The organism is Paenibacillus sp. FSL H7-0942, from assembly GCF_045040715.1.
Classification (GTDB): Bacteria; Bacillota; Bacilli; order Paenibacillales; family Paenibacillaceae; genus Paenibacillus; species Paenibacillus amylolyticus.
Genome location: NZ_CP150279.1, coordinates 3185356 through 3211126, shown reverse-complemented (window position 1 = coordinate 3211126; position 25771 = coordinate 3185356). Strand labels below are relative to the sequence as shown.

Genomic DNA, 25771 nt, shown 5'->3' with positions numbered 1-25771 from the left:
ATTACATTTTATCAAACTCTAGTTCTCTACTTCTTATCCTTCAACGATATCTGCACGTAGATCTGTTGCAATCTCAATCATTTTGGGTACAATAGCTTCGTTAGAAATAGCTACATACAGATCCCCCATGTACAAACGAAAAGCAATCTGTGCACCCTCAAGGTCCCACATAAAAAAGTCCCCCTCAATGGTCATGGTGCTCTCTGCTCCTACAATGTTAAGAACCGGTGAATAGGTAAAATCGGGTTGGGATTCGAAGTAGAGTTTGCACTCTTCCAGCGAGATGGATTGTTCGGCATTACTATCTTGCATGGATCGGGTAATTCGAAAACGCTGATTCATTGATTTGCCTCCAAAACTTTATTAATATATACATGTTACACAGCATTATATTTTCTCATTTCCGTCTTCCACTGTCAAAACCATACATGATCGATTCTTCAAATTCATATATACTGAATACAGTGCACAACGAATTTCTACAATCAGGAGGAGTCAAATCAATATGTTAAAAACAGAATTCATTGATGTACTATCCCTTGTCTCACATAAATTATATGATTCGGCTGCTAATGTCATGGACACGGCAAGCAGGTTAATTCCTGCAAACACGTTTTGTATTGCCCAGTTGGATCATCTATCCACCAAGGTTCTGAACGTATATAATCGTGACAAACTCATTCTGGGTGAGGGGCTGGTCGTTGATAACGCCGAGTCATACTGTGCACTTGTGACTGAACATTCCCAAGGCCCGTTAGTAATCAATAATAATCTAACACATCCATTAACCAGACATATGGACGCAACCGAATTCGTAGGTGGGTGTTCATTTGTTGGTGTGCCTATACATAATGAGAACGGAGAAATCTACGGCTCCCTTTGCTCATTTGATCAAGATTTCTACTCCTATCAACAAAAGGACGTGGATCTGCTTCTCTCCTTGTCTTCATTTTTCACGAGTCTTCTTGAGATGGAAACAACTCTGCAACAGTTAAAACAGGCGGAAGAGACCGCTGCAAAAGTGCTTGAAGAAAAGAAAAATTTGCTGGCCGTTCTCAGCCATGAAATCCGGACGCCAATGAATGGTGTTCTTGCAATGGCCAATCTGTTGCAATCGACCAGGCTGAGTGAGGATCAATCGTTATATGTTAATGTCATTGAGTCAAGTGGCGCCAGCCTTCTGTCGATGATGGATCAAATTCTGGACTACTCCAAAGCAGAAGCGGGTGCGATCTCTCTGGAGATCAAGCCCTATAGTGTCTCTGACACAGTTGAACATGTATTACAATTATTCTCTTCTGAAGCACAGAAAAAAGGAATTAGGTTGTACGCAGAATATAATATTAATGATCATCTGATGCTTATGGGCGATCAGCACAAAGTTCGTCAGATTTTAATCAATCTCGTTGGGAATGCGCTAAAATTTACGGAGACAGGTGAAGTATGCATCTCTACTGAGGTATCTGCTGATACCAAAGGTACTCTCCATGCATCCTACGAAATAAAGGATACGGGCATCGGCATCCCGCAGGACCGTCAGGATCTGTTGTTCAAATCCTATTCCCAGATTCATGGTGATTCAGGAAAGTATGGCGGAGCGGGGCTTGGCCTGTCCATCTGTAAACAACTCGCTGAATTAATGGGTGGCATTGTATGGCTTAAAGAGTCCAGTCCTATGGGCAGTCGGTTTGTCTTTAATATCTCCAGCGCTGCACCCTCCGTCCATGCGAAAATCTGAATGATGAATATGTTATTCTATCTGAAACAGATAGGAGGTATATACGTTGACTCAATTTCTGGATGCAAGATCATCGCAAAATGCTGCGTTGTTTAATTCCATTTCCATACCGATTCCAGTGATTTTTACGCAACAATTATTCGGCCAGATTGGTCTCATCACCGCTGGAGCCGGAACCAATCTAAGAGTTTCATTAAAAGGAACCATCACGGTGCAATTGCCGCGTGCACTTTTTATAGTGAGGATTACTGTGGTAAGAGGAACAATCGCAACCGATCCAATTGTATACTCGGGAAACCACACATATGGTCTGAATGGTCTGCTTAACCCTGAAGTGATTGTCTTCTCTTCCACTGACTATAACCCACCGCTTATGCCTCAATTAACCTATACCGCATTTATCAGCACAAACCTGCTCGGTACTACTCGGGTTGGACCCGAGAGTTTCGACGGATATGTCGTTTCAGATTGAACAAACACGTACAACCCCATACCTCTAATCGGTTTCCCGTAGATTAGAGATATGGGGTTGTTTTTACGATAACATAACTATTTTTAGAGCGAGCTATTAATCAGAGACCACAAATCCATCAAAATTCTCGGGACCAACGCGGATTGTTCCCAGCAAGTTGGAGCTTACAAAAGCAGTGTAAGTTAATTGTGGTAAAATCGGTGGATTAAAATCATTTCCAGAGAATGTAATTACTTGTGGTGCCAATACACTTAAACCAAATGTGGACGTTGCGGAGTAAATAACCGGGTCCGTTGACAAGGTACCTCTTACAACGGTAATCGTTATGCCCACAAGAGCTAAAGGTAATTGTACAGAAACCGTTCCTTTAAATTGAACTCTGGGATTCGCTCCTGCTCCGGCAGTTTGCAGACCGATTTGACCAAAGAGCTGTGGGGTGTTCAGTAATAATATTGGAATAGCTATTGAGTTGGCCAAACTGGCATTTTGTGATGTTCTTGCATCCAGAAATGTGCTCATCAATCTACCTCCTAATGTTGGGATAGGATAGTATATTCGTAGGTTACTATTGTGTTTGGACTTCTAGCCAACAACTCACCAAAGCTATCATTTAATTACACTATGGTTGGAAGAACCTATTAAACAGCGATATGGTATATATGACTACATTTCGGACTCTTATATTGGAACGATATGAAAATTTTGTTATGCTACATATGTTAGATTACTAGATTCTGTTCAAAATACGATTCTACTATTATGTACGGAGTTGGAGGACACAAACGATGCTTATTAAAAGAGCAGGAAAAATCGCTGCGGTTACTGTAATTGCTCTCTCTATTCTTGGAAGTACCCCCAATATCGGTGGAGCCTATGCTGCCCCGGCCATCTCAGTTCAATTGGATGATGTGCCCCTGAAATTTGATGCAGCTCCACGAGTTGATAAAGGTGTCACTTATGTTCCGTTTCGGTCGGTCGGTGAAGCCCTAGGTATCGATATTACCTGGAACAGCAAATCACAGACTGTAAAAGCAACGAACACTGTGAAAGGACAAACTACCGAGGTACTATTACAAGTTGGCAGCACCACAGCGACCGTAAATGGAAAAAAAGTTACACTTGCTGCAGCACCCGTTCAGCGGGAGGGCCGCGTACTTATTCCACTAAGTTCGTTCAGTAACCAATTCGGTGTACAAGTAAGCTGGAATCAAGCAACCAAGACGGTCTCCCTTGTCTCCCCACAACGCGAGATGCACCTGAGAGCCTTTTATGCATTGCAATCCTTTCAAGAAAAGGACCTTATTACTTCCATGAATTCCGTAGCCTTTGGCTGGAGCCGCATTGATCGTGAAGGTCAGTTCACGCTCCAAGGGGATGAGTACCGTCTCCCTGCTGCTGCGGGTGATATTACACCGCAGTCCATCGTTGCTGATGCAGCAGATCAACAGATCCAACCACAGCTCATGGTGTATGCCTTGGATGGAAACGGAGAACTGACCAAAGTTCTGAGCGACAAGAGCCTGCGGCTGAAATCGATTGAAGGTATAACTGCTGCTGTCACGGAGCATGGTTTTGGCGGAGTTGTTCTGGATTTTGAGGGACTGGGCTTTAAACTGGATGCGGTAGAACAACAGAAGCTGCTCAATGCTTACGTGAAACAACTAAAGAGTTCCTTGCCCCAGGACACAGCTTTATCTCTAGCGGTACCGCCGCTAAATAGTGCTTATAAAGGTTATGATTACAAAACACTTGCCTCTATTGCAGATGATCTTATCATTATGGCCTATCAGTATAATCCGGTTGGCACCAAATCTCAGGTACCTGAGCCAAATAGTCTTGTAGATCAGGCAATTCAATTAGCCATACAGGCCGGTGTCCCAAAGAGTAAACTTCTGCTCGGTATCAGTCTAAGCAGTGAAACGCCGTCCTCTGTTGATGATAAGCTGGGTCTCGCCAAACGTTATGACCTCAAAGGAGCCGCGTTCTGGCGTCTGGGTCTGTTCCGTTCCTACAATACGAAAATGGAAGATGCCGTAAATGCTTCTGTGATCAAAGAGTAAACTTTCTAACTGGATACAACTTAAATAAAAGAAGGACCGCGCCTCTGGTACGCAGAGACTTGGTCCTTCTTTTTCCCATCATCTTATTTTATAAATTTATCCACACTTCCAAATATAAGCTTCACAAACTGGGTAGGACCAGGCAAACGGGGCTGAAAGAGAAGAATAATCCCAATTACTGCTGCTACAGCAGTAAATCCCGCGCTCACTATTCTGGCTCGCTTCTCTTTGCTGCTCTTCCACTCTCCATACACTATCGCAGTCGCCAGCATCAATATTCCAAGGATTGAGCCTAGTTTCATTCAATCACCTCTCTTCCAGGCTTGTACAGGAGCCGATTCTGTTCAACTTTCGTCCTCATTAGGTATCCCCTGTGGTCCTGTTGATTTTCCGGTACGTACTACATGTGCATCTACGTTGACTTCCACGTCCATATCAGGATAGATGGTTTCCCAGTTCTTCTCCTGCGCTTTCCATTGATGCGGGTAATATCTGCGAAATTCAACTGCGAATTTGAAGAAATCGGAGCGCAGCTCTTTCTGGGACATGACTAAAGCATCATGAGCCAAAGATGTGAGTTTGGCCGACCATTCCTTTTCCAGTTTAGTTAATACAGCGGGATCAGTCAGATTTGCATCCGTCGTATTTAACACCACTTCTCCCCTGGTTTGGATGTCGACCTTCATACTCCACTGTTTGTTTACAATTCGCGGCTTCAAGGAGGTTTTATTTTCAATGAGTCTTATCGAAAAAGAACCCTTTAACGGCTCAAACTCAACGGGCATGATAATGCTGTTCAGTTCTTTTGCAAGTAGTAATACACCTACGCTTAGTGGTTCTTTGACCGTCTTGACATAACGATCCTTCTTATACATACTCAGACCTTTCACATATGGCGTAGTCGTCAGTTTATCCTGATCGGGCTCCGGGGGTAAGATTAACATGCGAGACAAAATGGCTGAACTGCTCGGACCTTCAATAGATTTAGCCAGTTCAAGCGCAGTAACACGTGTACCTAACTTCAGATTGGCCATCTCACGTAGCGATTCAGCAGAACTTCGCTCCAGTGGATCAAGTAACGCAAGGATATCTTTCGCAGCCTTTTCGCTGGAAAAGACATATGCATGCTCCCTGAACTGAGGGTAACGCAGGAAGAAATCGATATACTCGCGGATACCGCGTTTGCCTGCTTGCTCACTGATGATTATGACTTCGCAGTGGCCCCAGAACATATTCCGGGGAACTTTACGTTGTAACCGATTCAATGCCTCTGCAATTGTACGTCCTTCCGCTGTTCGAATCATTGTTACCCCGCTTGGACTGCCTCCACTCCCACTACTATCTCCTGCACTCGCCTTCCGCGGAATGAAAATCTGTGAAGTCAAATGTACTTCACCATCTTCATAATCTATCCCTGTAGCCAGCACGATAGCCAAATCGTTAATCTCGATGCGATCCCAGCATCCACTTAATAGCACACAACACAATATTGGCATTAGTAGTACTCTATATATTCGCAAGTGCTCCTCCCCCATCAATCAGGTGTTCGCTCGATTCTTCCGAAAATGTGCCCACCCTTTCTTCAGCCATGCGACACCGTAGATCATAGCCGGAAGGATTAATAAAATGCTGATCGTATACAAGTTGGCTGAAGCGCTAACCAAACTGGAAATACCGGATCCACCGGACACAACCCAGTAAGCAAATATCATGCACAGGAACGAAAGTGGACCAACCACAGGTTTGTAGTCTCGCAAACCAAACCATTCCGCGGTTGATGTAGCAAAGATATATAGAAAAACAGAAATTTTAACGAAAATACCGAAAATCCAGATAGCAATAATAAGGGATTCGATATGCTGTAGAAAGTCCGCAATGGTTATGTATCTTGCTGCGATCATGACCGGAAATACAAATGTATCCGTCAAATCACCAATCAAAAACAGGCAAAACAGATTGGTAACTGTCATTGCAGTTGTTGTAAACACAAGGGAACCCAGCATGACCCGGGTTATTCGTTTTTTTTCATTCACATAAGGTAGCAGAAAAGCCAGCACGATATATTCACTAAACCATGCAGCAGGTGCAGCAGCCCCCGTAATAATGGGAATGGGACCCTTCTCCATAAAAGGAAACAGCTCGGCAGGATTCAGTTCACCAATCAACAATATAAAGATCAAAGCCAGCAGAACGATCAGCAGGGTAACAAACACCTGAGCGGTTCGTCCGACAACTTCAATCCCAAGTCTGACATTAATCGCACATACAACAACCATCGTACCCATCACAACAAACAAAGGTGTACGCGGAAGTGCATTATTGACAATGAATTCACCGTATTCCCGAATAATCAAGCCCGTCAGGTGGGGCAAAAAAGCGATATATATCAGGCCAAATAACTTGCCCGGAATCCGACCAATAATCAATACGCTGGATTGAATGAGCGTTTTTCCAGGGTACAAACGATCAAGTCCAACGGAAATACCAATAGCAGCCAATCCAACGATTGAACCTATAATTGGAGTCATCCACATGTCATGTCCTGCATAGTGCATTGTAATTCCAGGCACAGACAAGATAGCCGTCGCGAGAATGGCGGGAAAGACCATAAATGCCAATTGAGTCACCGATATTTTCCCTTTGTCCGTCAACATATGTAATCCCGCTCCCTTGTTTGCTCGAATGTAGATTGTTCTAGTGTGGTTTGTTCCTTGGAGATGGACGCCACCATACATCCTTAAGTTCCTTAGCCATCGTAGGTGCTACCGGTGAAAGATAAGGTGTTCCAAATGAACGAAGACTGCTCAGATGAATGACAACCAAGATGACTCCCAGCATGACACCCGTGAGTCCCAACGTTCCTGCAAGAAACATCATGGGAAAACGTAGTAGACGGGTCGCGATGCTGGCAGCATAGCGAGGGATCATGAAAGAAGCGATACCGGTAATCGCTACAATGATAATCATGGGGGCTGAGACAATTCCGGCACTCGTCGCCGCTTGCCCAATAATTAAGGCGCCCACGATACTGACCGCTGATCCGACCTGCTTGGGCAATCGGACGCCAGCCTCACGCAATGCTTCAAAGGCAATTTCCATAATGAGTGCTTCCACCAGGGCAGGAAAAGGGATCTCTTCTCTCGCCCGAGCAATACTGAGAAGTAATACGGTAGGAATCATCTCCTGATGAAACGTCGTAATCGCTACATAAGCCGATGGAAGCAGCATGGATAAAACAAAAAAAATGTATCGCAGCCAGCGTACAAAAACACTCATGAACACATTTTGATAATAATCTTCAGGGGATTGTAACATGGAAAAAATGGTTACTGGCGCGATAAGGGTAAACGGCGTTCCGTCAACGAGAATAGCAAACCGACCTTCCAGCAAGTTGGAAACAACAACATCCGGGCGCTCCGTCGCAATCATCTGTGGAAATGGTGAATATCGCTGGTCAACAATGCCTTCTTCAATGTACTGACTCTCCAGTACGTCTCGGAGCTTTAAATCGCCAAGTCGTGTCTCCACTTCCTTAACAAGTTTGGGATCAATAATCCCCTCCATGTATACAAGTGAAATACTGGTGTTTGTACGATCTCCCATGTTCCGTGTATGAATCTTCAGTGCAGGTGTCTTGAGACGTTTGCGCAGTAATGACATATTCATGGTCAACGATTCTGTGAACCCATCCCGTGCACCACGTACGGTCGATTCAGCTAACGGTTCTTCCGTTGAACGATTTGCAGCTAGGTATAGGGGGTATGTAGTTCCGCCTATTGAACCGTCCATCAGTAACAGAGCTTCTCCTTCAAATATGGCCTGTACTGCCTGAGTAGTCGTTTCAACTTGCTTAACAGAAGCTAGCGGAACTTGCGCAGCTTTGATCCCCATTTCCTGAAGGGGCGTTAGTACCTGTCGTTCCAGCCGCTCCGTATCGCATACACCAACACAATATACGCATAATGCTGAAGTAAGACACGCCGTTTGGAATGTATGAAATACAACGTCCGAGCAACCCGCAAAAACGGAGCGTAACATTTCTTGATCAATAACAAGATTTCCGGTTAATGGCAGGTCCTGTTGTGTTATCGCTGATGTGTCCATGACGCCTCCCCTTTCCGTAAACGCTCCGTCCAGATATTCTCAGTTAAAGGTATCCTTTACTTATCAGATGGGATATATACGCAAAATATAGAATGCCAAAAAAGCCGCCCTCATGAGCGACTCTGATGATATAGAACGCTATTGCATTCCTATGAATTCGTTGATCTTGCTCTTTGCAATTCCCTATTTTCTATTGATCACTATCCTTTCACAGCACCCAAAGCAACACTCCCAATAATCTGTTTGGAAAATATAGAGAATACAATGATAATAGGCAGGATTGAGATCGCTACACCCAAATACAAGAGCCCATAATCCATCCCATAGTACCCCTGCACTAGCGCAACCAATACCGGAAGCGGATATTTATCCAGGGAGAAAAACAGCACCAGCGGTGTTAGGAAATTATTCCATGATCCGATAAACGTGAATATGCCAAGGGCGGCGATTGCCGGCCCCAGAATAGGCAGTACAATCTGATTGAACGTCCGGAACTCACCGGCACTGTCCACCCGCGCAGATTCAATAATCTCATCCGGGATGCTGCTCTCCATGAACTGTTTGATAAAAAATACATTAAACGCGTTAGCCGCAGCAGGCAAAATAATTGCGGCATAACTATCCAGAAGTCCCATCATGCTGAATAGTCGATATACGCCGATCAGAGCCAGTTGACCCGGTACCATCATGGTTGCTAACAGAAACAGGAACAACCCGTTTCGTCCTTTGAATTTAAATTTGGCAAATCCATACGCAGTTAAAGCCCCAATATACAGAGATAATACGGTCGATGTTCCAGCAATAAATATGCTGTTGGCAAACCCACGCCAAATGTTGATTTTCGATACCATGTTCATATAATTATCGACTAAAAACGATCCAGGAAGAAAGGTAAACGTTGAAGCAATCGTTGCATTGTTATGTGTTGAATAGATGAGCATCAGATAAAATGGAATAATGCAGAGCACGGCAAGACCTGTCAGCAACAGATAGATGATGATTTTACCTGCCATCAGGCCCCTTGTATTGGCATATTGCTGAATCGCCGCATTTGGTTGTTCAACTGATTTTGCAGTTTGCATAAGAACTCCCCTCCCTATGAACGGCTCTTCCGCTTGGTCATGATGAAGGATGCAACGGAAAACAATATGATGATAATAAACAGGCAAAATGCGATGGCAGCGCCGTAACCAAATCGTGTGCTCTGAAATGCTACATTATAGAGATACATAATGCTCGTCATGGCTGCTCGGTCAGGACCGCCATTGCCGTTGGTTAGTGTAAATGGCTGATCGAAAATCTGGATGCCACCAATAATGGATGTAATCATCTGAAACAGAATAATTGGACGGAGCATCGGCACGATAATATGGATGAAAATATGTTTCTTTTTCGCGCCATCCATCTGTGCAGCTTCCAGCAATGAAGGATCAATGCCCTGAAGACCTGCAAGGTAGATGACCATGGAATAGCCGAAGTATTGAAAAAACAAAATGGATGATACAATAAGACGCATAAACCAGGGATCATTTTTCCAGTTAATTGGATCTTGTATTATGCCGGTCTGCACAAAAAAATGATTCAGTCCGCCAGACTGCCAGTCAAAAATCAAGCTGACAAGCAATCCAAGTGATGCCGCCGTAACGATGTTGGGAAAAAAGTATACGGCTCTGAAAAAGTCCCGTCCTTTGAGCAGCTTATCATTCAGGATAAAAGCCAACACAAGTGAGATTGTGAGCTGTGGAACTACAGATACGCCCCAGATGAATAACGTATTAAACAAGGTTTTGTAGAACAACGGGTCTTGTAATACGGCAACGTAGTTACCGATCCCTACAAAGTCAGGTGTCGTGATCCCATCAAAGTTGGTGAAACTGATATAAAGCGAATATAAAATGGGATACAGTCCAAAAGTGGTGAAAATAATAAAAAACGGAGCAATGAAGTAGTAGCCGTAATGGTCCTTGCGAATCGTTTTGGCAAACATGTTCTATCCCCCCAGTTATCATCGGATGTGTATATTCATTCGCTTACTTCTAGGGCGTGTCTGAAAACTCCGAAGGAGTTTTGAGACACGTCCTAAGCTAATCCACTTCCAGCTCCGGAAATCTCAAGGTAACATCACGTTTGATTCGCTTTACGACTTCTTCCTTGGTCTGAATGTCCTTGTTGAGATATAACTGGAGTACAATCTTGTAGATATCATTGTTAATCGTGGCATCATATTTGGTTCGTTCGTATACAGGTACCCGTTTTGCGGCCTCCGAGAAAAACTCGAAATGCTTTTGTCCTCCCAAATAAGATGATGAGAGAGACGGGGCAAGTTCATCATTCACAACCATGTTGCTGGTGAAATAATCCTGTTCTTTCGCTAACTCGGATAGAAAATCGTGGTCAAAATTATAAAACTCAATAAACTTCCAGGCCAAATCCTTTTTCTCACTTTTACTGTACATCGCGATATAGGTTCCACCTGAACTAAAGGCTGACGGTCCCTGGGCTAAGCCCCACATGCCTTCGGTATCCGGAGCGTTTGCCTTGAACGTATATTGCAAACCCCAGGTTGCCCCGGGATAGAACATGACCTCTCCTTTTTGCATGGATGCAGCGTAACCCGCACTTCCATCTTCATACTCGGCAAGTACATTCCGCTCACGTGCTTCACGTACAAGATCGAGCACTTCCAAGTACGTTGGATCGATGACAAGTTTGCCATCCTTCACCCAAGGTATACCATCATATGAATTCGATATAGCATTCCAATTCGCCAATGCATGTACTTTATTCCCGCTAAGTTGCTGTACCTTCTCTCCAATCTCAAAGATCTTCTCCCATGTATCGATCTGTGACCCCACCTGCTCAGGATCATCGGTGCCCAGATATTTCTTCGCCAAATCCCGACGATAGTAGATGCCCCCTGGTGTTCCCTGATAACCTATCGCTCTGACATTTCCCTCACTGTCCTGTTCATTGGCCTGAACAAAAGCATATTGTTCCTGGATAAGTTCATTGGCGTTATACGGCGAAGCTGATAGATTCTCCAGATATGGAACGTCAATCAGCTCTCGAATATTCGCATTTTCAATCATAAATACATCTGGAGCCTTCGAGGTTGTCTGTAGCGCAGATTTCAGCTTGGTGATATAGAAATTACCGGGGATGTTGACAAAGTTCACTTTGATGTCAGGATATTTCTGTTCGAATTTCTCGATGGCGTACCCTGCTTCATCCGTAAAACTCCACACGGTAATCTCCTGTTGCTTGGTTTGATTCGATGGACTGAACTGACAACCAGCTAACAACATCGCTGCACATACAAATACAATAGTTGGCTTAAACCACTTCTTCATAGGCCCCCTCCTTCAAAAAGGAAACGCTTACAATTTATTAGAGTATATTGATTTTGGAGAGGGCTTTCTCCACAAATATTGTGCATTACCCTCCATATTTTGTGATATTCGTACGATGTTTCTTACGAAATTCGGAGGGTGTACAGTCATTATATTTTTTAAAAAGACGATTATAGGAGTTAACATTGTTAAATCCATGTCCGATCGCAATCTCCAGAATCGTATCCTGACGGAACAATAAGGCCCACTCGGACTTGATAATTCGAAAATGATTCAAGTATTCCATCAGTGTTACTCCCTTGATCTCTTTGAACAGCTTACAGACATGGAACTTGCTGAATTTAATATGTTCTGCCACCTGTTCCAGCTTAATGGGCTCAGCATAGTGCTCCTCCAGGTATTCACAGACCGATTCAAGGAATTCAAATTTTTTGGAGGAAGTACATGCCCATCCTGAAGATGAAGATTCATCGGTGGTAACCGGTACTTTGGTACGTAATAAAAGTATGATGAGATCATACAACCTAGATACCATTAACCATCGGTATCCCGGCTTCTGATTTTTCTTCTCGGTATTGATGTCATCTATATATTGAGTCAAATTGCTCTGACTTCCCGTATTCGAGGGAATAACTGTTGTTTTGTTGAAAAGTTGTCCGAGATCCTGAATTTCGGCTTCGGTCGTGAAACTCCCGGTTAACAATTCGAGTCGGAACAAGATAATGGTCAAATGTTCGGTCCCTGGCAAAAAGCAGTGCACATCCCCTGGTTTGATCAGCAGCACATCCCCCTTTTCTAACTCACACACGTGGTCGTTCACGCCAATTCTGGCGCTCTTACCATTGACGAGAACCAGTTCAACCTCATCATGCCAGTGTGCAGCATAATTGAACTGATTTCCTGTATGAATTACCCGAATGGGAAAACCTTCTTGCATATGGCCTGTCTCCAAAAAAGTGGGTACGCCCATCGTATCAACCTCCATTTATTTCCAACGAAAAATACTCCTCGTCTTTATATTATGCATAAATGGCTACTCTCCTTTCTTTTTAAGAATTTAAAATTCTATAGAATGCAAAAAAACTCCTCAACTCAGGTTGAGGAGTCGAACAGAATCACGTTCCACGCATTGGATGTCCAGTGTATATAACGTCTCTACGATCTCTCCGTTCAGCAGTTGGAAGAGAACATGACCTGCAAGCTGGCCTGCATCCCTCTTCGGCTGACGAAATGTGGTTAGAGGTGGATTCATGTACTGAGATGCAGGTATATTGTCAAAGCCAATTACGGATAACTGCTCAGGTATTGAGATATCATGCTCCCTGAAGGCTTCCAAGCCGCCGATCGCCATTTCATCATTTGCAAAAAATACAGCGGATGGCAACTCACCTTCAAGCAGTTTCTTGGCTGCATTGTACCCATCTTGCTTCATGTATTGTCCGCCAATTTTCCATTCGGGGTTCTCTTCAATGCCTGCCTCCTTCAAGGCTTTCAAATAACCTTGATAACGATGGAGATTACATTCTGATTGTGACGGGCCACTAATATAAGCTATTGTCCGATGCCCTTTATCGATCAGATAACGTGTAGCCAAGTAACCACCTTGCGTATCACTCATCAAAACCTTTACAATATGTTGAGCATCCAGATCCCGATCCATGACAACAATCGGAAACCCTGCTTCAGATGCTTCAATCAGCAACTGATCTTGAATATTCTGAGCAATAACAATAGCTCCGTCAATTCTTCGTTCACGAATGTAACGATGGGCTGTCGACTTCTCTCCACCCAACGAACTACATACGATCATATCGTATCCATGACTCATAACGACGGTTTCTATTCCATTCACCAAATCGGAAAAATACGGACTGGACATGTCATGGACAATAATACCAATGGTTTGTGTACTATTTCGTTTTAATTCCGATGCAGGACCATGCCTAACGTAATTGAGTTGACTCGCTACCTCAAGTACTCGAAGTCTTGTCGGCTCACTTACATTCCCTTTATCGTTAAGTACGCAAGATACGGTCGAACTGGCTACACCAGCCATCCTAGCTACATCTTTAATCGTTGTCATCATATATACTCCTCAAAAACAGTTTCATCTGTTTAGTTCATTATGTCAGTAACACAGCAATACACACGGGATAGTTCACTAGCATTTTAACACGTCAGTCCAGTCATGTCTCTTAGCAAAACATCAACTACGAAAAAACATATTTAAGAAACCGAGGTGCCTTCATGAGATTTAGTGAATATGTAATAGGTCAGCGTTACGAAACCACATCCTTGGCATTATCCAAGAGTGATATTATTGAGTTTGCCACAATCTTTGATCCACAGTACATGCATTTGGATGAGGAAAAGGCCAAACAAGGCCGATTCGGCAGTTTAATTGCTTCTGGCATGCAAACGATGAATATCTCCTTTAAATTATGGATTGAGGTTGGGGTCTATGGAGAGCATGTCGTGGCGGGCACCGGAATGAATAACATTCAATTCCTGAAACCGGTCTTTCCGGATGATGAACTTCATGTCATTGCAGAAGTCATTGGACTGACTCCCAGACGAAAAGGTAATGGGATTGTTACAGTGCTGCTGAGTACTTTCAATCAGAAGAATCAAAAGGTATTTCAGGCAGAATTAAGTGCTTTAATTGATAATTAAGGACGAGAAAAAGCCCAAAAAAGCCGCCAATTGGCGGCTTTTCGTAGATATATCACATTGAAGCATTTTTAAGCGTTATACCCTTTCAATACCTGCCCCAAAATCTCTACACCCTTGACAATCTGTTCGTCTGAAGGGGTTGAGAAATTAAGTCTGATGGCATTACAAGGGTCTTGCTCGTTCACCAGGAATGCATTTCCCGGTACAACCGCAACCCCTTGAGCTGCCGCTGTCTTGGCATAATCAAGCATTGGCACATGTGCTGGCAGATCACACCAGAGGAACAGTCCACCATCCGGTTGGGTATAGGTAATGGACTCACCCATATGCTCTTGCAGCTTGTCCATCATCAATGTTGCTTTTCTCCGATAGACCTCACGAATGCTGTTAATGTGCCCCGCGTAATCATACTCTGTCATGAACTTATATGCCAGGATCTGTGGAAGCATGGCCGTATGTACGTCTTCTCCCTGTTTGGCAACAACCATCTTCTCCACGACTTCATGGGGCGCTTGTACAAAACCAACGCGCAGTCCCGCCGATAGAATTTTGGAGAATGATCCAACATAGATGACCAGACCCTCATCATCCATAGACTTGATGGTTGGCACATCATCTCCATTGAATCGAAGTTCTCCGTACGGGTTATCTTCCAAAATCATAACGCCATACTTCTTAGCCAGCTCGTATATGGCCTTACGTTTCTCCAGGCTCGTCGTTACACCGGTAGGATTCTGAAAACTCGGGATCACGTAGATCAGTTTTACATTAGGCTCCGTTTGCAGCGCCTGTTCCAGCTTCTCGATATCCATACCGTCCATCTCCATCGGAACACCGGCAAGCTTTGCACCGGATGCCCGGAAGGAGTTCAGGGAACCGATAAAGCTCGGACTCTCACAGATGATCGTGTCCCCTTCATTACAGAACACTTTACAGGCCAGTTCAATCCCCTGCTGCGCTCCAGATACAATGAACAATTGATCGGATGGTTTACCGGTATCAAAACCTGTCTTCAAATGTTGAGTCAATGCTTCCCTGAGGGGAACATATCCTTCCGTAATCCCATATTGCAGAGCTGTGACCGGGTCATGCTCCAGAATGGATTGAGTGAATGTGCGAATCGCCTCAATAGGAAAGGTTTCCGGAGCAGGATTTCCCGCGGAGAATGGAATTACATTTTGCCCCGAAGAAGCCTTCAGAATCTCACGAATAATGGATGGTTGCAGCGCTGCGATACGATTGGAAAATGAATAGTTCATCTTAAATAGTGCCTCCCGACATTTCATCTGAATTAACTCTCTATCATTACATTAGATTCTATTATACGAGCATTTCCCGAATTTCCAAACTGTCTCCACAAAATTAATGTTTGTACGCCAAAAAAGAGGCCGCCGTCAGCAACCTCTTTCGCATAAGTATGGAGCAAAATTCAGCCTGTTAGCGCGCTGCGTTCATCTCGGATAGCCGTGTGGCCTTCACTACATAAGCGGCTAGACCGGGGATCATCCGAGCCAGACCAGGATAGAATTTATTGGTTTTGGCAAAAGCCAGCTTTTGAATTCTTCTTGCGCGTCTGAGCAATTGGGTGAATTCACGGCTTGCTTCCAGCGTGTAATTACTCTGCCAATCGGCATGTTCAATGTCGCCTTGCAGGTACTTGTCAGTCCACCTTGCACACAGGAGTGAGGAGCGAAGAGCAATGGACATTCCGTCTCCACATAAGGGTGGTATCATCAGCATGGCATCCCCAATATGCGGATATTGGGACCACGGCTCAGGAACGTTGGACAGATGCAGCGGCGCAATCGACACTTGCGTTCCATCTACAGGTTTTCCTTCGGCTAAACGGGCCGCCAAACTCACGTTTGTCAGGGATGCCGCCTGTAAAATATCGTTTACAGACTTGCCACTTCCCTGGACGGTATCCAGTGTCAACAATGCGGCGACATTCACAATACCATCCTCAATCGGAGAAATGCCCACGTAACCACCCTCGCAAAAATATAACTCTACCCGTGCGGGAATCTCTATCCCGCTGAAGTGGGACTTAACGCCAACGTATACGGTTTGGTCCCGCAGATCAGGTGCGGAAGCCATCCCGCGCGGCTTTTTGGTCCCATGTGCCCCGATAACGGCTTTGGCTCTGTAGCTGATCCGCTCATCTCCCTGTCTCACCTGAACCTCATAACTGGCATCCTCAAGCTGCTCGATGCTCGTTATGGTCGCTTTGGTCACAATCTGGGCTCCGGCCTCCAGCGCCTTCTGATGCAAAATCTGGTCCAGCTCATATCGACTTATGCCATATGCGAATCCCGGCAGCGGTGCTTCGATCACTCCGCCTTGTGGCATAACGATTTTGGCATGATCCATGGTGCTGGGTTTCTTCGCTTGGTCCAGAAGGTGAATATCCAGAACTTCTAACATCTCCTTCGTTTCGGGTGACATGAACTCACCGCAGGTTTTGTGCCGCGGGAACTCCTGGCGATCCAGCAAAAGGGTCCGATGTCCTTTCCCTGCTAGTTGCATTGCACATGTACTGCCGGCAATTCCGGCTCCGATGACAATCACATCTATCGATTTCGACACGTAAGATCACCTGCCTTTCGTGGGAATAACAACAGAGTAACGGAATAAAGGCTTCCATTCATAGGTCATCGTATCATGATTGAGCCGTTGTTTAAGTTCCTTCCAATCCCTCCCTGTAAAACCTTTGGCTACGGAAAGAGGCCCATCATGACGAATGTACCGATTGCGCGAGATCATCCGTGTAGTAATCCAGACCGCCTTATAGGATACGGGATGGCGGTGAATATCATTAATGACGACACCGTATCTGGATGCCCGCAGCATATGAGAAACCATATCAACCAGTTGATCTCCGTCAAAATGATGTACAAACTGGGAACCTGTCACGATATCGGCTGAAGCATCCGGCAGTTGTGTAAGATCCGCACGTTGTACCCGGACTCGGGGTTCGTCACGGAATAGTTGTCTCGCTTCCTCACACGCCTCTTCCGTCAGATCAACCAGCGTAATTTCCAGCTGAACACCCTGACGATCCGCCCATTGCAGTAGTTTCTGGTTCACATCCCCTGAACCTGCGCCCACATCCAGCAGAGTCAGCTTATTCGGCTTACCGACTGAGTTCCATAACTTCTCTACACCAGCCAGAGTTGGGCCAGGTGCTGCAAATATTTTGTTAAGACGTCTCAGATGTCTAAGCGCTTCACGCAACTCCTCCCCTCCCAGAGAGAAGTCATCCATCAGTTCATCTTCCTTGGCTCGAATGGACAATGTTCTAAAAAAGGACATGATCGTGCTCCTCCATCACTGAAGATAATGAGGGTACATAAGTGAATTTCATCAACTCTGCGGTGAGTCCCGGTCCAAATGCCATGGCTACACCATCTGTGGAGGATTGACCCTGTGCCTTCATGTCCTCACGCATCGCGTTCAGTACAAACAGAATGGTATTGGAAGATAAGTTACCATACGTTCTGAGGACATCCCTGCTATACTTCGTTTGCTCGTCTCGCAGCTTCATTACATCCTGCACAGAGTCCACAATCCCACGTCCTCCCGGATGAATGGCCCATAGTTCAGGAAGCTGTTCACTTTGCAATAAAAGACGCAGTTCCTCTTCCAGATGAACACCTAACAGCTTCGGAATACGAGGGGATAGATACAGGTCATACCCCAGATTCCCCACCTCCCAGGTCATATCTTCAGTCGAATCCGGAAGAAGCACAGAATAACCCGTTCCCAGACTCAAAACATTCTTGTGCTGAGGTTCTGGTGTGCCCACTACACAGGAAGAAGCAGCGTCTCCGAAGAATGAAGCTGCAAACAGCGCTTCCCGATCTTGTACGGGCTGAAAATGAATGGTGCACAACTCTACACAGACCACAAGGACCTGTGATCCGGGAGCTCCCTGCACGACATCTCGTGCCATCTGGATGGCTTTCAACCCTGCAGCACAACCCTGAAAGATCAGCGGCAGTCGATTAACTCGGGCAGACAAACCCAAATGACGGATGAGCATAACATCAAGACCCGGCAGATATTGACCGGTGCAGCTGACCGTGATGATATGTGTGATGCTCTTTGGAGATACGCCTGAATCTTCCAGGGCTTTCTCTGCCGCCTCAATCCCGAGCGGAAGCGCCTCTCGCTTGTATGTATTCATTCGTTCTTCGGTTGTCGGGATGTCTGATCGCTCACAAGAGGGCAGATAACGGCATTCTTCCAGTGAACCCAGATAGCTCGGTTCCACGGTATATCGTGTTTCAACACCACAGGACTTGAATATTCGCTTGGCAAAACGGGCCAAATCTGGCCGATCCTGAAGAGAAGAAGCGATTAATTCTGCAATATCTGACTGCGCTACGGGGTGAGCAGGTAGAGCCGTCCCCATGCCAAGAATCGCGATATCGGATGGACTGTTATATTGGTTCATAATAAACCTCCTGGTATTGGTCATTATTTCCTCTAATTTAACAACTCTTACCCTTAACGATATCGTTATAATCTCAATAAGGCTCCTAATCTAGTTTATTAACACATCCGCAAGCTCAGAAGCTTGGTTTCACCAAGCCATTGAAGCAATCACACCAATGAACGAAAAAAGCCGCCATTAGGCGACTTCAAGGTAACCAGATTCCTTCTAAGCGTCATTCTGATACACGTTATTTGGAAAATGCTTCTCTGATCTTGTCACTCATCAGGTACCAGGCATCCTCAGCCATCTGGAGATCCCCAGAATGCGTAAATCCATGAGCGGCTCCCTCGTACTCATTAAGAGTCACCTTCACACCGCTTGCTTCCAGCCTTGCTGCATATGTTCTTGCTTCTTGGGCCAGTGAATCTTTCTCCGCGGTAATAATCAATGCTCCCGGAAGTCCCTCTACTGATGTTGCGAGCACAGGTGAAGCCAACGGGTCTTGCGCATCTTCTGACGTATGAAGGTACATGGCATTGAACGTTCTGGCGATATCGGCTGGAATGGCTTCTGCAAAACTCGGTTTCTCGGCCGGATCTGTAGCCACATCCAACACGGCATAATCCATAATTTGCAGAACAATTGGCAGCTCGCTACCTCGTTGCTGATTCAGTAAACACACTGCTGCAGCAAGATTACCACCAGCGCTATGTCCCCCAATAGCGAATAGAGACGGGTTAACCGAGAAGGATTGCGGGTTGGCGTGGACCCACTGTACAACGTCGTAACATTCATGGACCGCCGTTGGGAACTTGTGCTCTGGTGCAAGACTGTAATCGATATTAACGACCACACAATCAGATCGATCAGCAATCAAGCGACACCATGGATCATCCATCTCTGCTTGTCCCAAGATGAAACCACCCCCATGCATATTAAAGAAGACCGGCAGAGGCGCGGAATGCTCCCTATCCGGTGTATACACAAGTACACGTGTATCCCCTTTAGTTGTAGGAATCATGACTTCTTTTACTGTGACCGCATACGTGGAACTGGGTTGAAGAGCTGCACCTGTACCGACGACATTTTGACGCATACGTTGTACCATTGCCAATTGTTGTTGTTGATCCATAGATATCACTCCTTTAGTGGATTGCCAATACGCTTTCTTCCGTTGTCACTTTAAGTATAGATGACACTTGTCTATTCCGTCATGTGCAATTCATTTGATATGTATTGATCAACATGCTGAAACGTCAACCAAAATTACCTTCCCCTGCTCTTAATGCTTCAATGTTAGCATTCAGTACCAGGAGATTGGTTTGGATCCGTGCCTGTTTCCTTTTTTTTGTGGAACATCATCCAGACCCCCATCAAACAAAATAAAACGCTGCACCCCATGCCAAACAAGCTACTGGTTTTTAATGCAAGAGGTGAGCCTTGCATGGTAAGTAATGTCGCTTGGGTCACCACGATGGATACCATCGCATCAGTGAAGTTAATCATTTTCAATGTAGATATGATCGGGTTATGGAGATGACGGTTCGCCCAGGTACCATACACGGCAAAAACCAGCTTGGTAAAAGCAACTGTAGATACGATATACACGATGTTACCCTCATATATGAAGGCATCGCCGATTAGATACATTCGCAGGCAGACCATCGAATAGGACACGCCTAGTAAACACAGGAACAGACCTCCGCGTTTATATACCGTAAGTTCTAATCTATATCTTTCTTCGGGAGAGTCCATTCTCTTGGTAACTGTATATTTATGGAGCACTTGTCCTTTTGCCACACACAGAATCAGATAATATACAGCATTTGTAATGAACCATCCCGAAAGCAGATATATGCCCAGGATTAACTTGCCTATCCCTGTTACAGCATTGATAACAAGGGAAGCCACATTAAACAAGGCCGTTCGATCTTGTTTATTTCCAAGGTAATGGAACCAAATGGACCTCAAATATGTCTTCATTTTCATAGGATATTCATTCTGTTAGAGAAGCAGAACATTAGCCTTTTCACCTACCTCTTAAATGTCAATAACATGATGAATGAGATGTAGAGAAAGTGGTATATGTTCTCCTCATTCGGCCAAAGATTCCCGAACGCTTTTTGGAAGGGATTTGACAACCATATCATACGAGTGATCGATCATGACATAGACATCTTCATCGGACAATGAACCATCCAGTGTAATGGTATTCCAGTGTTTTTTGTTCATATGATATCCCGGTTGAACTGCTTCATGCTGCTCTCTCAGGTTCTCTGCAATAATGGGATCACATTTTAAGTTTAAACGACAGTTCTTTTCTTTGTTTTCAAAAATAAGCGCGAACATCTTACCCGCAACTTTAATCGCGACTGGATCAGGTCCAAATGGATAATCCTTGGTCGCACCTTTCTTCTTCAAACTGTATTCAATCATCGTATCCTTCAAGTCAGTACCTCCCTTTCACCAGTGGACGATATAATGATACCGAATGTAAGTTCGTATGTAAATAAGCTCGTTGCACATAAAAGCACATAATAAAACCTCCTCCAAATGAATGGAGAAGGTTTTATCTGGATTTATTTAGATCTTAATTGGCTCTATCATTCCTAGTTTTGCTGCTGCGGCTGAATGAGCCATGGTTAGATTTACTGCTACTGCTGTTTGATCTACTGCTATTGGGTCTACCGTCGTTTGAACGACTACTGTTTGATTTACCACTCTTGGCAAACCATTCGGATTTGGGCTTGCGTGCCGGGTTAGCTTTGGACTTCGCCGGTTTGCCTGCAGCCGATTTGTTGAACGAAGGTTTACTGCCTGATGCTTTGCTGGTTTTATCAAACACAGGTACACCTGTCATTGGATACGGATGACCTTTTACTTCAGGAATCGTCTTTTTGATTACTTTCTCGATATCCTTCAGGAATGGAAGTTCATCCTTCTCGCAGAACGATATGGCCATCCCGCTTTTGCCTGCTCGCCCTGTACGTCCAATACGGTGAACATACGTTTCCGGAATGTTAGGCAGGTTAAAGTTAATGACATGTGAAAGTTCCTCTACGTCAATTCCTCTTGCCGCGATATCCGTCGCAACTAATACACGTGTTGCACCACTCTTGAAGTTGTTCAGTGCCCGTTGTCTCTCGTTCTGAGACTTGTTGCCATGAATAGCCTGTGCCGTAACATTCGCTTTGGCCAAATCACGTGTAACCCGGTCAGCGCCGCGCTTCGTGCGTGTGAACACCAATGCCGTGACGATGGATTTATCCTCCAAAATTTGGTTCAACATATGTTGCTTCTTGCCGTTCTCCAGCAAATAAATAGACTGCTCAATGCGGTCTACCGTTGAAGATACCGGTGTGATTTCTACTTTGACTGGATCAACCAGCAGGGTTTTAACCATTTTGGTGATTTCAGGAGGCATCGTAGCTGAGAAGAACAACGTCTGCTTTTTGTTCGGCATTTTGGCAATGATTCTTTTCACATCATGAATGAAGCCCATGTCCAACATCCGGTCTGCTTCATCCAAAACGAGAATCTCAACCATCTTCAGATCAATACGTTTCTGGTTAATCAGATCGTTCAATCTGCCAGGTGTCGCGATAATAATATCTGCACCTTGATTCAACGCACGCTCTTGCACTTTTTGCGAAACGCCGCCAACGATTGCCGTACAACGAATGTCCGTATACCGGCTATATACCTTGATGTTATCCGCGATCTGAATAGCCAGTTCTCGTGTTGGTGTCAAAATTAATGAGCGAATATGTCGTGCGGACTTCGATCCTTGCCCTTTGGATCTTTCGCTTAATAATTGAATGATCGGCACTGAAAATGCTGCCGTCTTGCCTGTTCCTGTCTGTGCACATCCCAGCAGATCTCTGCCAGCTAATACAGCTGGTATGGCCTGTTCCTGTATAGGGGTAGGATTAGTATAGTTTGCTTTGCTTAACCCTTCCATAATAGAGGGGATAATATTTAAGTCCTTAAATGTCATGTTGTCTCCTTCATTTACGCACATCTGTCAATAAGACGCATCTTTTATTTCACACGTAACGTATAAGGATACCATTAAAAACGTAATTTGTACATTATCTTTTTAAAATCACTTTGTTTAACTGACCAATTTAAGACCAACTGCCGATCCGAGCACCATAGCGATAAACAGAATTCGAAGGGCATTTCGAGGTTCTCCATAAAACACCATGCCCAGAATGGCACCACCGGAGGCCCCTATTCCCGTCCATACGGCATATGCTGTCCCCATCGGAAGAGTTTCCATTGCAATGGAAAGGAACAGGAAGCTTAAACCAAACCCGCCTACCAATAGAACCAGTGAAATGAGATTACGGTCTTTGTGCAGCTTGTTTATCATCAGCACTCCGATCATCTCAAATATACCTGCCAAGATAAGAAATACCCAGTTCATTATAGCTGCACCTCCTTATTCTTCTCTTTGCTCAGCATTTTAAGACCAATCACGCCGAGTAAAAGTACACCAATGAGTACCATCTTTCCGGTTTGAACAGTCGCATTAAACAGAACAATCTCTGCAAGTACCGTACCAGCGGTACCCAGGCCAACAAATACGGCATACACGGTTCCCACAGGCAGTGTCCGCGAAGCTGCAATCATCAAGGAGAAACTAATGATAATTGCAACCAGTGTAAGGCCCCATTCCAGCAGACCACTGGCATGTTTCAATCCAATGACCCAACCTACTTCAAACAAAGCAGCAATCACAACCGACATCCACGTTTTATTCATTCTTGTAACACTCCTTCTCTACTACATTTTTTGTACAACCCGTAAGGTACATTAGCGAAAAAACAAAAAAGCCCGGGAAACAAACTGCATGTAGCAGTTCATCTCCCAGGCTTTTATCCCTCCGTGGCACAACCAACAGGTTGCGGGTTGTCTCTCGGACCAGACCGACACATACATCGCGGAACCCTAGAAAACCTGTTTTTATTCTAATGTGTATCCAATTATACACACTTCCACTATCTTGGCAACCCCGTAAATGTGATCATGCCCTTTATTTGATAATCAAACCCATTAATCCTACAAATGTGGCGGCTTGATGTGGTGAAATCACACAACCGTTGAGATCTTCCATGGTCAACACCAAGGAGTCAAATTCGCAATCGCTAAGATCCAAATCCTTCATTTTGGTCCCCGTTAAGGATGCTTGGTCGATGTTACATTGACTGAACTCCATTTTTTGCAGTGCCAGATAGGCAAAGTCTGCACCAATCAAGGTACATTCCGAGAAGGAGACCTGTCTCAGATGAGCAAAACGGAAATTGCTGTAGTCGCCTAGACCATGAAGGAAACTGACATTTTGCAATCGGCTATTGGAAAAATCAGTTCCGACAAACTTGCAGTTATGCCATTCGATTCGATGCATGAAGGCACTAGAGAGATTGACATTGGAGAAGTCACAGTGTTCGAACCGGACATCGGTGAACTCAATTTGTTCCAAGGTAGACTCCGAGATTGTCACATGTCTAAATACAACATTTTCAAAGGAAACCTTACTCGCTTCCTGTTGATCCAATGTAATGTTCTCGATCAGTTTGTGTTTGTACTCCACTTTGGATTCCAGGAATGCAATCGTTTCCGGTTCGAGCAACTGCTCCTGAATCTTGGGTTTGTCCATTTTCATCCCGTATTCCCCTATTCCTTAATAGCTACAACTCGCAGTCGGCTTCTGTCCAGATACCACTGTCCATCCCGCATCAGTTGTGGCTGTACTTTTTTCTCAACTGCTTCCATAATAACATCCTGTTCCGCAGGTATGATACCACTGAATAAATACTCCGCGAAGCTGGTCAACCACTTTCTGGCACCTGGCTTGAACGGAGTAAATTGATCAACGTGCTGGGCCAGACTAACTCGAAATCCGTGTTGCTCCAGAAGATTAGCATATTCGCCAATGGTCGGGTGATACCACGGATTCCGTCCTTCCCATTTGTATCCACGGGCATCCAGTTCTTCCTGTACCGCTGTAATTAATATAGCCGTGTTACCATTTGCAGCAAACTCAGCCACGAATCGCCCGCCCCTCTTGAGCGCTAACTGTATTGATTGTACTACAGCTGGAGCATCCTTTATCCAATGCAGAACGGCATGAGAGAAGACCGCATCAAACGGTTCTTCTGTCCGATAATGACAAGCATTTGCTACTTGAATATTCATATCAGGGTATTTCTGTTTAGCTTGCCTAATCGTCTCTTCTGAAAAATCTATACCTTTTGTCAGCGCACCTGCGGCTGCGATTTTCGCTGTCAGATCCCCATTACCACAACCCACATCAAGAATACGTTCACCTTGGGATGGCTGGAGCAATGATAAGATAGGTGTGCCCTGTAACGTAGCAAAAGGAGCGGAATGACCACTCGATGATTCGTTCACTTGACCGGATGAATGTCTGTTATTCATAGATTATAATCTCCTTCTCAATTAAGGATCTAATGTATCTATAATAACTTTAATATAAAGGAACTGTCAATTCACTTATCAGATCACTATAAAAAAAGCCGCCGAATGGCGACTTTAACATTAAGAATTCGGATCAACTGAGATTTTGTTCGCCCACATATTCCATATTTCACACTCTCCTTGAATTTGTTCTGTGAATGGATGTTGTCTCGACCTCTTCGGTAACTAGCTCTAACCAGCATGTGAAGTATATCTCTCGATGTACGGAATTTTCTTCATACTTAATTTGTGATTCGAGCCTGTCAATTAATATTTGCCTCACATGGTTTGATAACCACTTCATCACCTTGTTCACCCAACTTTTCGAATAAACTTTAATCGCTTGGCTCTGTTAACATACTCTTAGTATACCGAGTCATGGGCTGCAAGCGGTATATCAATCGTCTTAATTGATTGCCTGATCCTCTCAGGCCCTCTTTTGGTTCTGTAAGG

General features: G+C 44.7%; 27 protein-coding genes and 1 riboswitch. Of the genes, 4 read left to right on the top strand and 23 right to left on the bottom strand.

The window, feature by feature from the left end:
• Positions 1 to 33 precede the first annotated feature (33 nt).
• Positions 34 to 342 (bottom strand): hypothetical protein, encoded by a 309-nt coding sequence (locus MHI48_RS14405; RefSeq protein WP_036608134.1) that lies wholly within the window; start codon positions 340 to 342, stop codon positions 34 to 36.
• Between the two features lie 163 nt (positions 343 to 505).
• Between MHI48_RS14405 and MHI48_RS14400 the strand changes: the two genes are divergently transcribed.
• Both MHI48_RS14400 and MHI48_RS14395 read left to right on the top strand, forming a co-directional pair.
• Positions 506 to 1738 carry a GAF domain-containing protein gene (locus MHI48_RS14400; protein WP_076327663.1) on the top strand — a complete coding sequence of 411 codons (1233 nt, stop codon included), beginning with the start codon at positions 506 to 508 and terminating at the stop codon, positions 1736 to 1738.
• A gap of 46 nt (positions 1739 to 1784) precedes the next feature.
• Positions 1785 to 2210 (top strand): hypothetical protein, encoded by a 426-nt coding sequence (locus tag MHI48_RS14395; protein WP_076327664.1) that lies wholly within the window; start codon positions 1785 to 1787, stop codon positions 2208 to 2210.
• Between the two features lie 96 nt (positions 2211 to 2306).
• Here the strand turns inward: MHI48_RS14395 and MHI48_RS14390 are convergent, their stop codons facing one another.
• Positions 2307 to 2729, bottom strand: coding sequence for a hypothetical protein (locus tag MHI48_RS14390; RefSeq protein WP_076327665.1), 423 nt, complete (start codon positions 2727 to 2729; stop codon positions 2307 to 2309).
• Positions 2730 to 2995: 266 nt separating this feature from the next.
• Here MHI48_RS14390 and MHI48_RS14385 point away from each other — a divergent pair, with 266 nt between their 5' ends.
• A complete protein-coding gene (locus MHI48_RS14385; RefSeq protein WP_076327666.1) occupies positions 2996 to 4270 on the top strand; it encodes a stalk domain-containing protein in 1275 nt (424 codons plus the stop codon).
• Positions 4271 to 4353: 83 nt separating this feature from the next.
• On the opposite strand, the gene MHI48_RS14380 is transcribed toward MHI48_RS14385, so the two are convergent.
• The 9 genes from MHI48_RS14380 to MHI48_RS14340 form a co-directional block, all read right to left on the bottom strand.
• Positions 4354 to 4572, bottom strand: coding sequence for a hypothetical protein (locus tag MHI48_RS14380; protein WP_036608149.1), 219 nt, complete (start codon positions 4570 to 4572; stop codon positions 4354 to 4356).
• Between the two features lie 42 nt (positions 4573 to 4614).
• A complete protein-coding gene (locus MHI48_RS14375; RefSeq protein WP_179086464.1) occupies positions 4615 to 5766 on the bottom strand; it encodes a Ger(x)C family spore germination protein in 1152 nt (383 codons plus the stop codon).
• 42 nt (positions 5767 to 5808) lie between these two features.
• Entirely contained in the window at positions 5809 to 6924 is a 1116-nt protein-coding gene (locus MHI48_RS14370; RefSeq protein ID WP_047842877.1) for an endospore germination permease, read from the bottom strand.
• Between the two features lie 40 nt (positions 6925 to 6964).
• A complete protein-coding gene (locus MHI48_RS14365; protein ID WP_076327667.1) occupies positions 6965 to 8374 on the bottom strand; it encodes a spore germination protein in 1410 nt (469 codons plus the stop codon).
• Between the two features lie 200 nt (positions 8375 to 8574).
• Positions 8575 to 9456, bottom strand: coding sequence for a carbohydrate ABC transporter permease (locus MHI48_RS14360; protein ID WP_083677364.1), 882 nt, complete (start codon positions 9454 to 9456; stop codon positions 8575 to 8577).
• 14 nt (positions 9457 to 9470) lie between these two features.
• Complete coding sequence (locus MHI48_RS14355; RefSeq protein WP_405144401.1) at positions 9471 to 10361, bottom strand: carbohydrate ABC transporter permease; 891 nt, start codon at positions 10359 to 10361, stop codon at positions 9471 to 9473.
• Between the two features lie 97 nt (positions 10362 to 10458).
• Positions 10459 to 11724 (bottom strand): ABC transporter substrate-binding protein, encoded by a 1266-nt coding sequence (locus tag MHI48_RS14350; protein WP_076327669.1) that lies wholly within the window; start codon positions 11722 to 11724, stop codon positions 10459 to 10461.
• 85 nt (positions 11725 to 11809) lie between these two features.
• Entirely contained in the window at positions 11810 to 12694 is an 885-nt protein-coding gene (locus MHI48_RS14345) for an AraC family transcriptional regulator (protein WP_076327670.1), read from the bottom strand.
• A 117-nt stretch (positions 12695 to 12811) separates the two neighbouring features.
• On the bottom strand, positions 12812 to 13810 hold the full coding sequence (locus MHI48_RS14340; RefSeq protein WP_342744250.1) for a LacI family DNA-binding transcriptional regulator: 999 nt from the start codon (positions 13808 to 13810) through the stop codon (positions 12812 to 12814).
• Positions 13811 to 13971: 161 nt separating this feature from the next.
• On the opposite strand from MHI48_RS14340, the gene MHI48_RS14335 reads away from it, so the two are divergent.
• Positions 13972 to 14397 (top strand): MaoC family dehydratase, encoded by a 426-nt coding sequence (locus MHI48_RS14335; RefSeq protein ID WP_076327672.1) that lies wholly within the window; start codon positions 13972 to 13974, stop codon positions 14395 to 14397.
• 68 nt (positions 14398 to 14465) lie between these two features.
• Here the strand turns inward: MHI48_RS14335 and MHI48_RS14330 are convergent, their stop codons facing one another.
• The 12 genes from MHI48_RS14330 to MHI48_RS14275 form a co-directional block, all read right to left on the bottom strand.
• Positions 14466 to 15656 carry a PLP-dependent aminotransferase family protein gene (locus MHI48_RS14330; protein ID WP_062834297.1) on the bottom strand — a complete coding sequence of 397 codons (1191 nt, stop codon included), beginning with the start codon at positions 15654 to 15656 and terminating at the stop codon, positions 14466 to 14468.
• A 178-nt stretch (positions 15657 to 15834) separates the two neighbouring features.
• Positions 15835 to 16983, bottom strand: coding sequence for an NAD(P)/FAD-dependent oxidoreductase (locus tag MHI48_RS14325; RefSeq protein ID WP_076327673.1), 1149 nt, complete (start codon positions 16981 to 16983; stop codon positions 15835 to 15837).
• Between the two features lie 6 nt (positions 16984 to 16989).
• Complete coding sequence (locus MHI48_RS14320) at positions 16990 to 17709, bottom strand: methyltransferase domain-containing protein (protein WP_076211919.1); 720 nt, start codon at positions 17707 to 17709, stop codon at positions 16990 to 16992.
• On the bottom strand, positions 17696 to 18853 hold the full coding sequence (locus tag MHI48_RS14315; RefSeq protein ID WP_076327674.1) for a type III polyketide synthase: 1158 nt from the start codon (positions 18851 to 18853) through the stop codon (positions 17696 to 17698). The genes MHI48_RS14320 and MHI48_RS14315 overlap by 14 nt, the downstream gene beginning before the upstream one ends.
• Before the next feature lie 229 nt (positions 18854 to 19082).
• Entirely contained in the window at positions 19083 to 19967 is an 885-nt protein-coding gene (locus MHI48_RS14310) for an alpha/beta hydrolase (RefSeq protein WP_076327675.1), read from the bottom strand.
• Between the two features lie 164 nt (positions 19968 to 20131).
• On the bottom strand, positions 20132 to 20824 hold the full coding sequence (locus MHI48_RS14305; RefSeq protein ID WP_076327676.1) for a hypothetical protein: 693 nt from the start codon (positions 20822 to 20824) through the stop codon (positions 20132 to 20134).
• A gap of 105 nt (positions 20825 to 20929) precedes the next feature.
• On the bottom strand, positions 20930 to 21283 hold the full coding sequence (locus MHI48_RS14300; protein WP_076327677.1) for an MmcQ/YjbR family DNA-binding protein: 354 nt from the start codon (positions 21281 to 21283) through the stop codon (positions 20930 to 20932).
• Between the two features lie 142 nt (positions 21284 to 21425).
• Positions 21426 to 22832, bottom strand: a complete 1407-nt coding sequence (locus MHI48_RS14295) for a DEAD/DEAH box helicase (RefSeq protein ID WP_036608186.1) — start codon at positions 22830 to 22832, stop codon at positions 21426 to 21428.
• A gap of 117 nt (positions 22833 to 22949) precedes the next feature.
• Positions 22950 to 23264, bottom strand: a complete 315-nt coding sequence (locus tag MHI48_RS14290) for a multidrug efflux SMR transporter (protein ID WP_036670814.1) — start codon at positions 23262 to 23264, stop codon at positions 22950 to 22952.
• Complete coding sequence (locus MHI48_RS14285) at positions 23264 to 23602, bottom strand: multidrug efflux SMR transporter (protein WP_076327678.1); 339 nt, start codon at positions 23600 to 23602, stop codon at positions 23264 to 23266. Before MHI48_RS14285 ends, MHI48_RS14290 begins: the two co-directional genes overlap by 1 nt.
• A 100-nt stretch (positions 23603 to 23702) precedes the next feature.
• Positions 23703 to 23803, bottom strand: a riboswitch (guanidine-I (ykkC/yxkD leader).
• Positions 23804 to 23873: 70 nt separating this feature from the next.
• Complete coding sequence (locus MHI48_RS14280) at positions 23874 to 24503, bottom strand: pentapeptide repeat-containing protein (RefSeq protein ID WP_076327679.1); 630 nt, start codon at positions 24501 to 24503, stop codon at positions 23874 to 23876.
• Positions 24504 to 24514: 11 nt separating this feature from the next.
• Positions 24515 to 25279: a class I SAM-dependent methyltransferase gene (locus MHI48_RS14275; protein ID WP_076327680.1), complete on the bottom strand. Its 765-nt coding sequence runs from the start codon at positions 25277 to 25279 to the stop codon at positions 24515 to 24517.
• Between the last annotated feature and the right edge of the window lie 492 nt (positions 25280 to 25771).

Excerpts from the sequence above, each read along its gene's own strand:
- MHI48_RS14405 (WP_036608134.1), bottom strand. The coding sequence starts at position 342 with ATGAATCAGCGTTTTCGAATTACCCGATCCATGCAAGATAGTAATGCC.
- MHI48_RS14400 (WP_076327663.1), top strand. The coding sequence starts at position 506 with ATGTTAAAAACAGAATTCATTGATGTACTATCCCTTGTCTCACATAAA.
- MHI48_RS14390 (WP_076327665.1), bottom strand. The coding sequence starts at position 2,729 with ATGAGCACATTTCTGGATGCAAGAACATCACAAAATGCCAGTTTGGCC.
- MHI48_RS14385 (WP_076327666.1), top strand. The coding sequence starts at position 2,996 with ATGCTTATTAAAAGAGCAGGAAAAATCGCTGCGGTTACTGTAATTGCT.
- MHI48_RS14380 (WP_036608149.1), bottom strand. The coding sequence starts at position 4,572 with ATGAAACTAGGCTCAATCCTTGGAATATTGATGCTGGCGACTGCGATA.
- MHI48_RS14375 (WP_179086464.1), bottom strand. The coding sequence starts at position 5,766 with ATGCCAATATTGTGTTGTGTGCTATTAAGTGGATGCTGGGATCGCATC.
- MHI48_RS14370 (WP_047842877.1), bottom strand. The coding sequence starts at position 6,924 with ATGTTGACGGACAAAGGGAAAATATCGGTGACTCAATTGGCATTTATG.
- MHI48_RS14365 (WP_076327667.1), bottom strand. The coding sequence starts at position 8,374 with ATGGACACATCAGCGATAACACAACAGGACCTGCCATTAACCGGAAAT.
- MHI48_RS14360 (WP_083677364.1), bottom strand. The coding sequence starts at position 9,456 with ATGCAAACTGCAAAATCAGTTGAACAACCAAATGCGGCGATTCAGCAA.
- MHI48_RS14355 (WP_405144401.1), bottom strand. The coding sequence starts at position 10,361 with ATGTTTGCCAAAACGATTCGCAAGGACCATTACGGCTACTACTTCATT.
- MHI48_RS14350 (WP_076327669.1), bottom strand. The coding sequence starts at position 11,724 with ATGAAGAAGTGGTTTAAGCCAACTATTGTATTTGTATGTGCAGCGATG.
- MHI48_RS14345 (WP_076327670.1), bottom strand. The coding sequence starts at position 12,694 with ATGGGCGTACCCACTTTTTTGGAGACAGGCCATATGCAAGAAGGTTTT.
- MHI48_RS14340 (WP_342744250.1), bottom strand. The coding sequence starts at position 13,810 with ATGATGACAACGATTAAAGATGTAGCTAGGATGGCTGGTGTAGCCAGT.
- MHI48_RS14335 (WP_076327672.1), top strand. The coding sequence starts at position 13,972 with ATGAGATTTAGTGAATATGTAATAGGTCAGCGTTACGAAACCACATCC.
- MHI48_RS14330 (WP_062834297.1), bottom strand. The coding sequence starts at position 15,656 with ATGAACTATTCATTTTCCAATCGTATCGCAGCGCTGCAACCATCCATT.
- MHI48_RS14320 (WP_076211919.1), bottom strand. The coding sequence starts at position 17,709 with ATGTCCTTTTTTAGAACATTGTCCATTCGAGCCAAGGAAGATGAACTG.
- MHI48_RS14315 (WP_076327674.1), bottom strand. The coding sequence starts at position 18,853 with ATGAACCAATATAACAGTCCATCCGATATCGCGATTCTTGGCATGGGG.
- MHI48_RS14310 (WP_076327675.1), bottom strand. The coding sequence starts at position 19,967 with ATGGATCAACAACAACAATTGGCAATGGTACAACGTATGCGTCAAAAT.
- MHI48_RS14305 (WP_076327676.1), bottom strand. The coding sequence starts at position 20,824 with ATGAAAATGAAGACATATTTGAGGTCCATTTGGTTCCATTACCTTGGA.
- MHI48_RS14295 (WP_036608186.1), bottom strand. The coding sequence starts at position 22,832 with ATGACATTTAAGGACTTAAATATTATCCCCTCTATTATGGAAGGGTTA.
- MHI48_RS14290 (WP_036670814.1), bottom strand. The coding sequence starts at position 23,264 with ATGAACTGGGTATTTCTTATCTTGGCAGGTATATTTGAGATGATCGGA.
- MHI48_RS14285 (WP_076327678.1), bottom strand. The coding sequence starts at position 23,602 with ATGAATAAAACGTGGATGTCGGTTGTGATTGCTGCTTTGTTTGAAGTA.
- MHI48_RS14280 (WP_076327679.1), bottom strand. The coding sequence starts at position 24,503 with ATGAAAATGGACAAACCCAAGATTCAGGAGCAGTTGCTCGAACCGGAA.
- MHI48_RS14275 (WP_076327680.1), bottom strand. The coding sequence starts at position 25,279 with ATGAATAACAGACATTCATCCGGTCAAGTGAACGAATCATCGAGTGGT.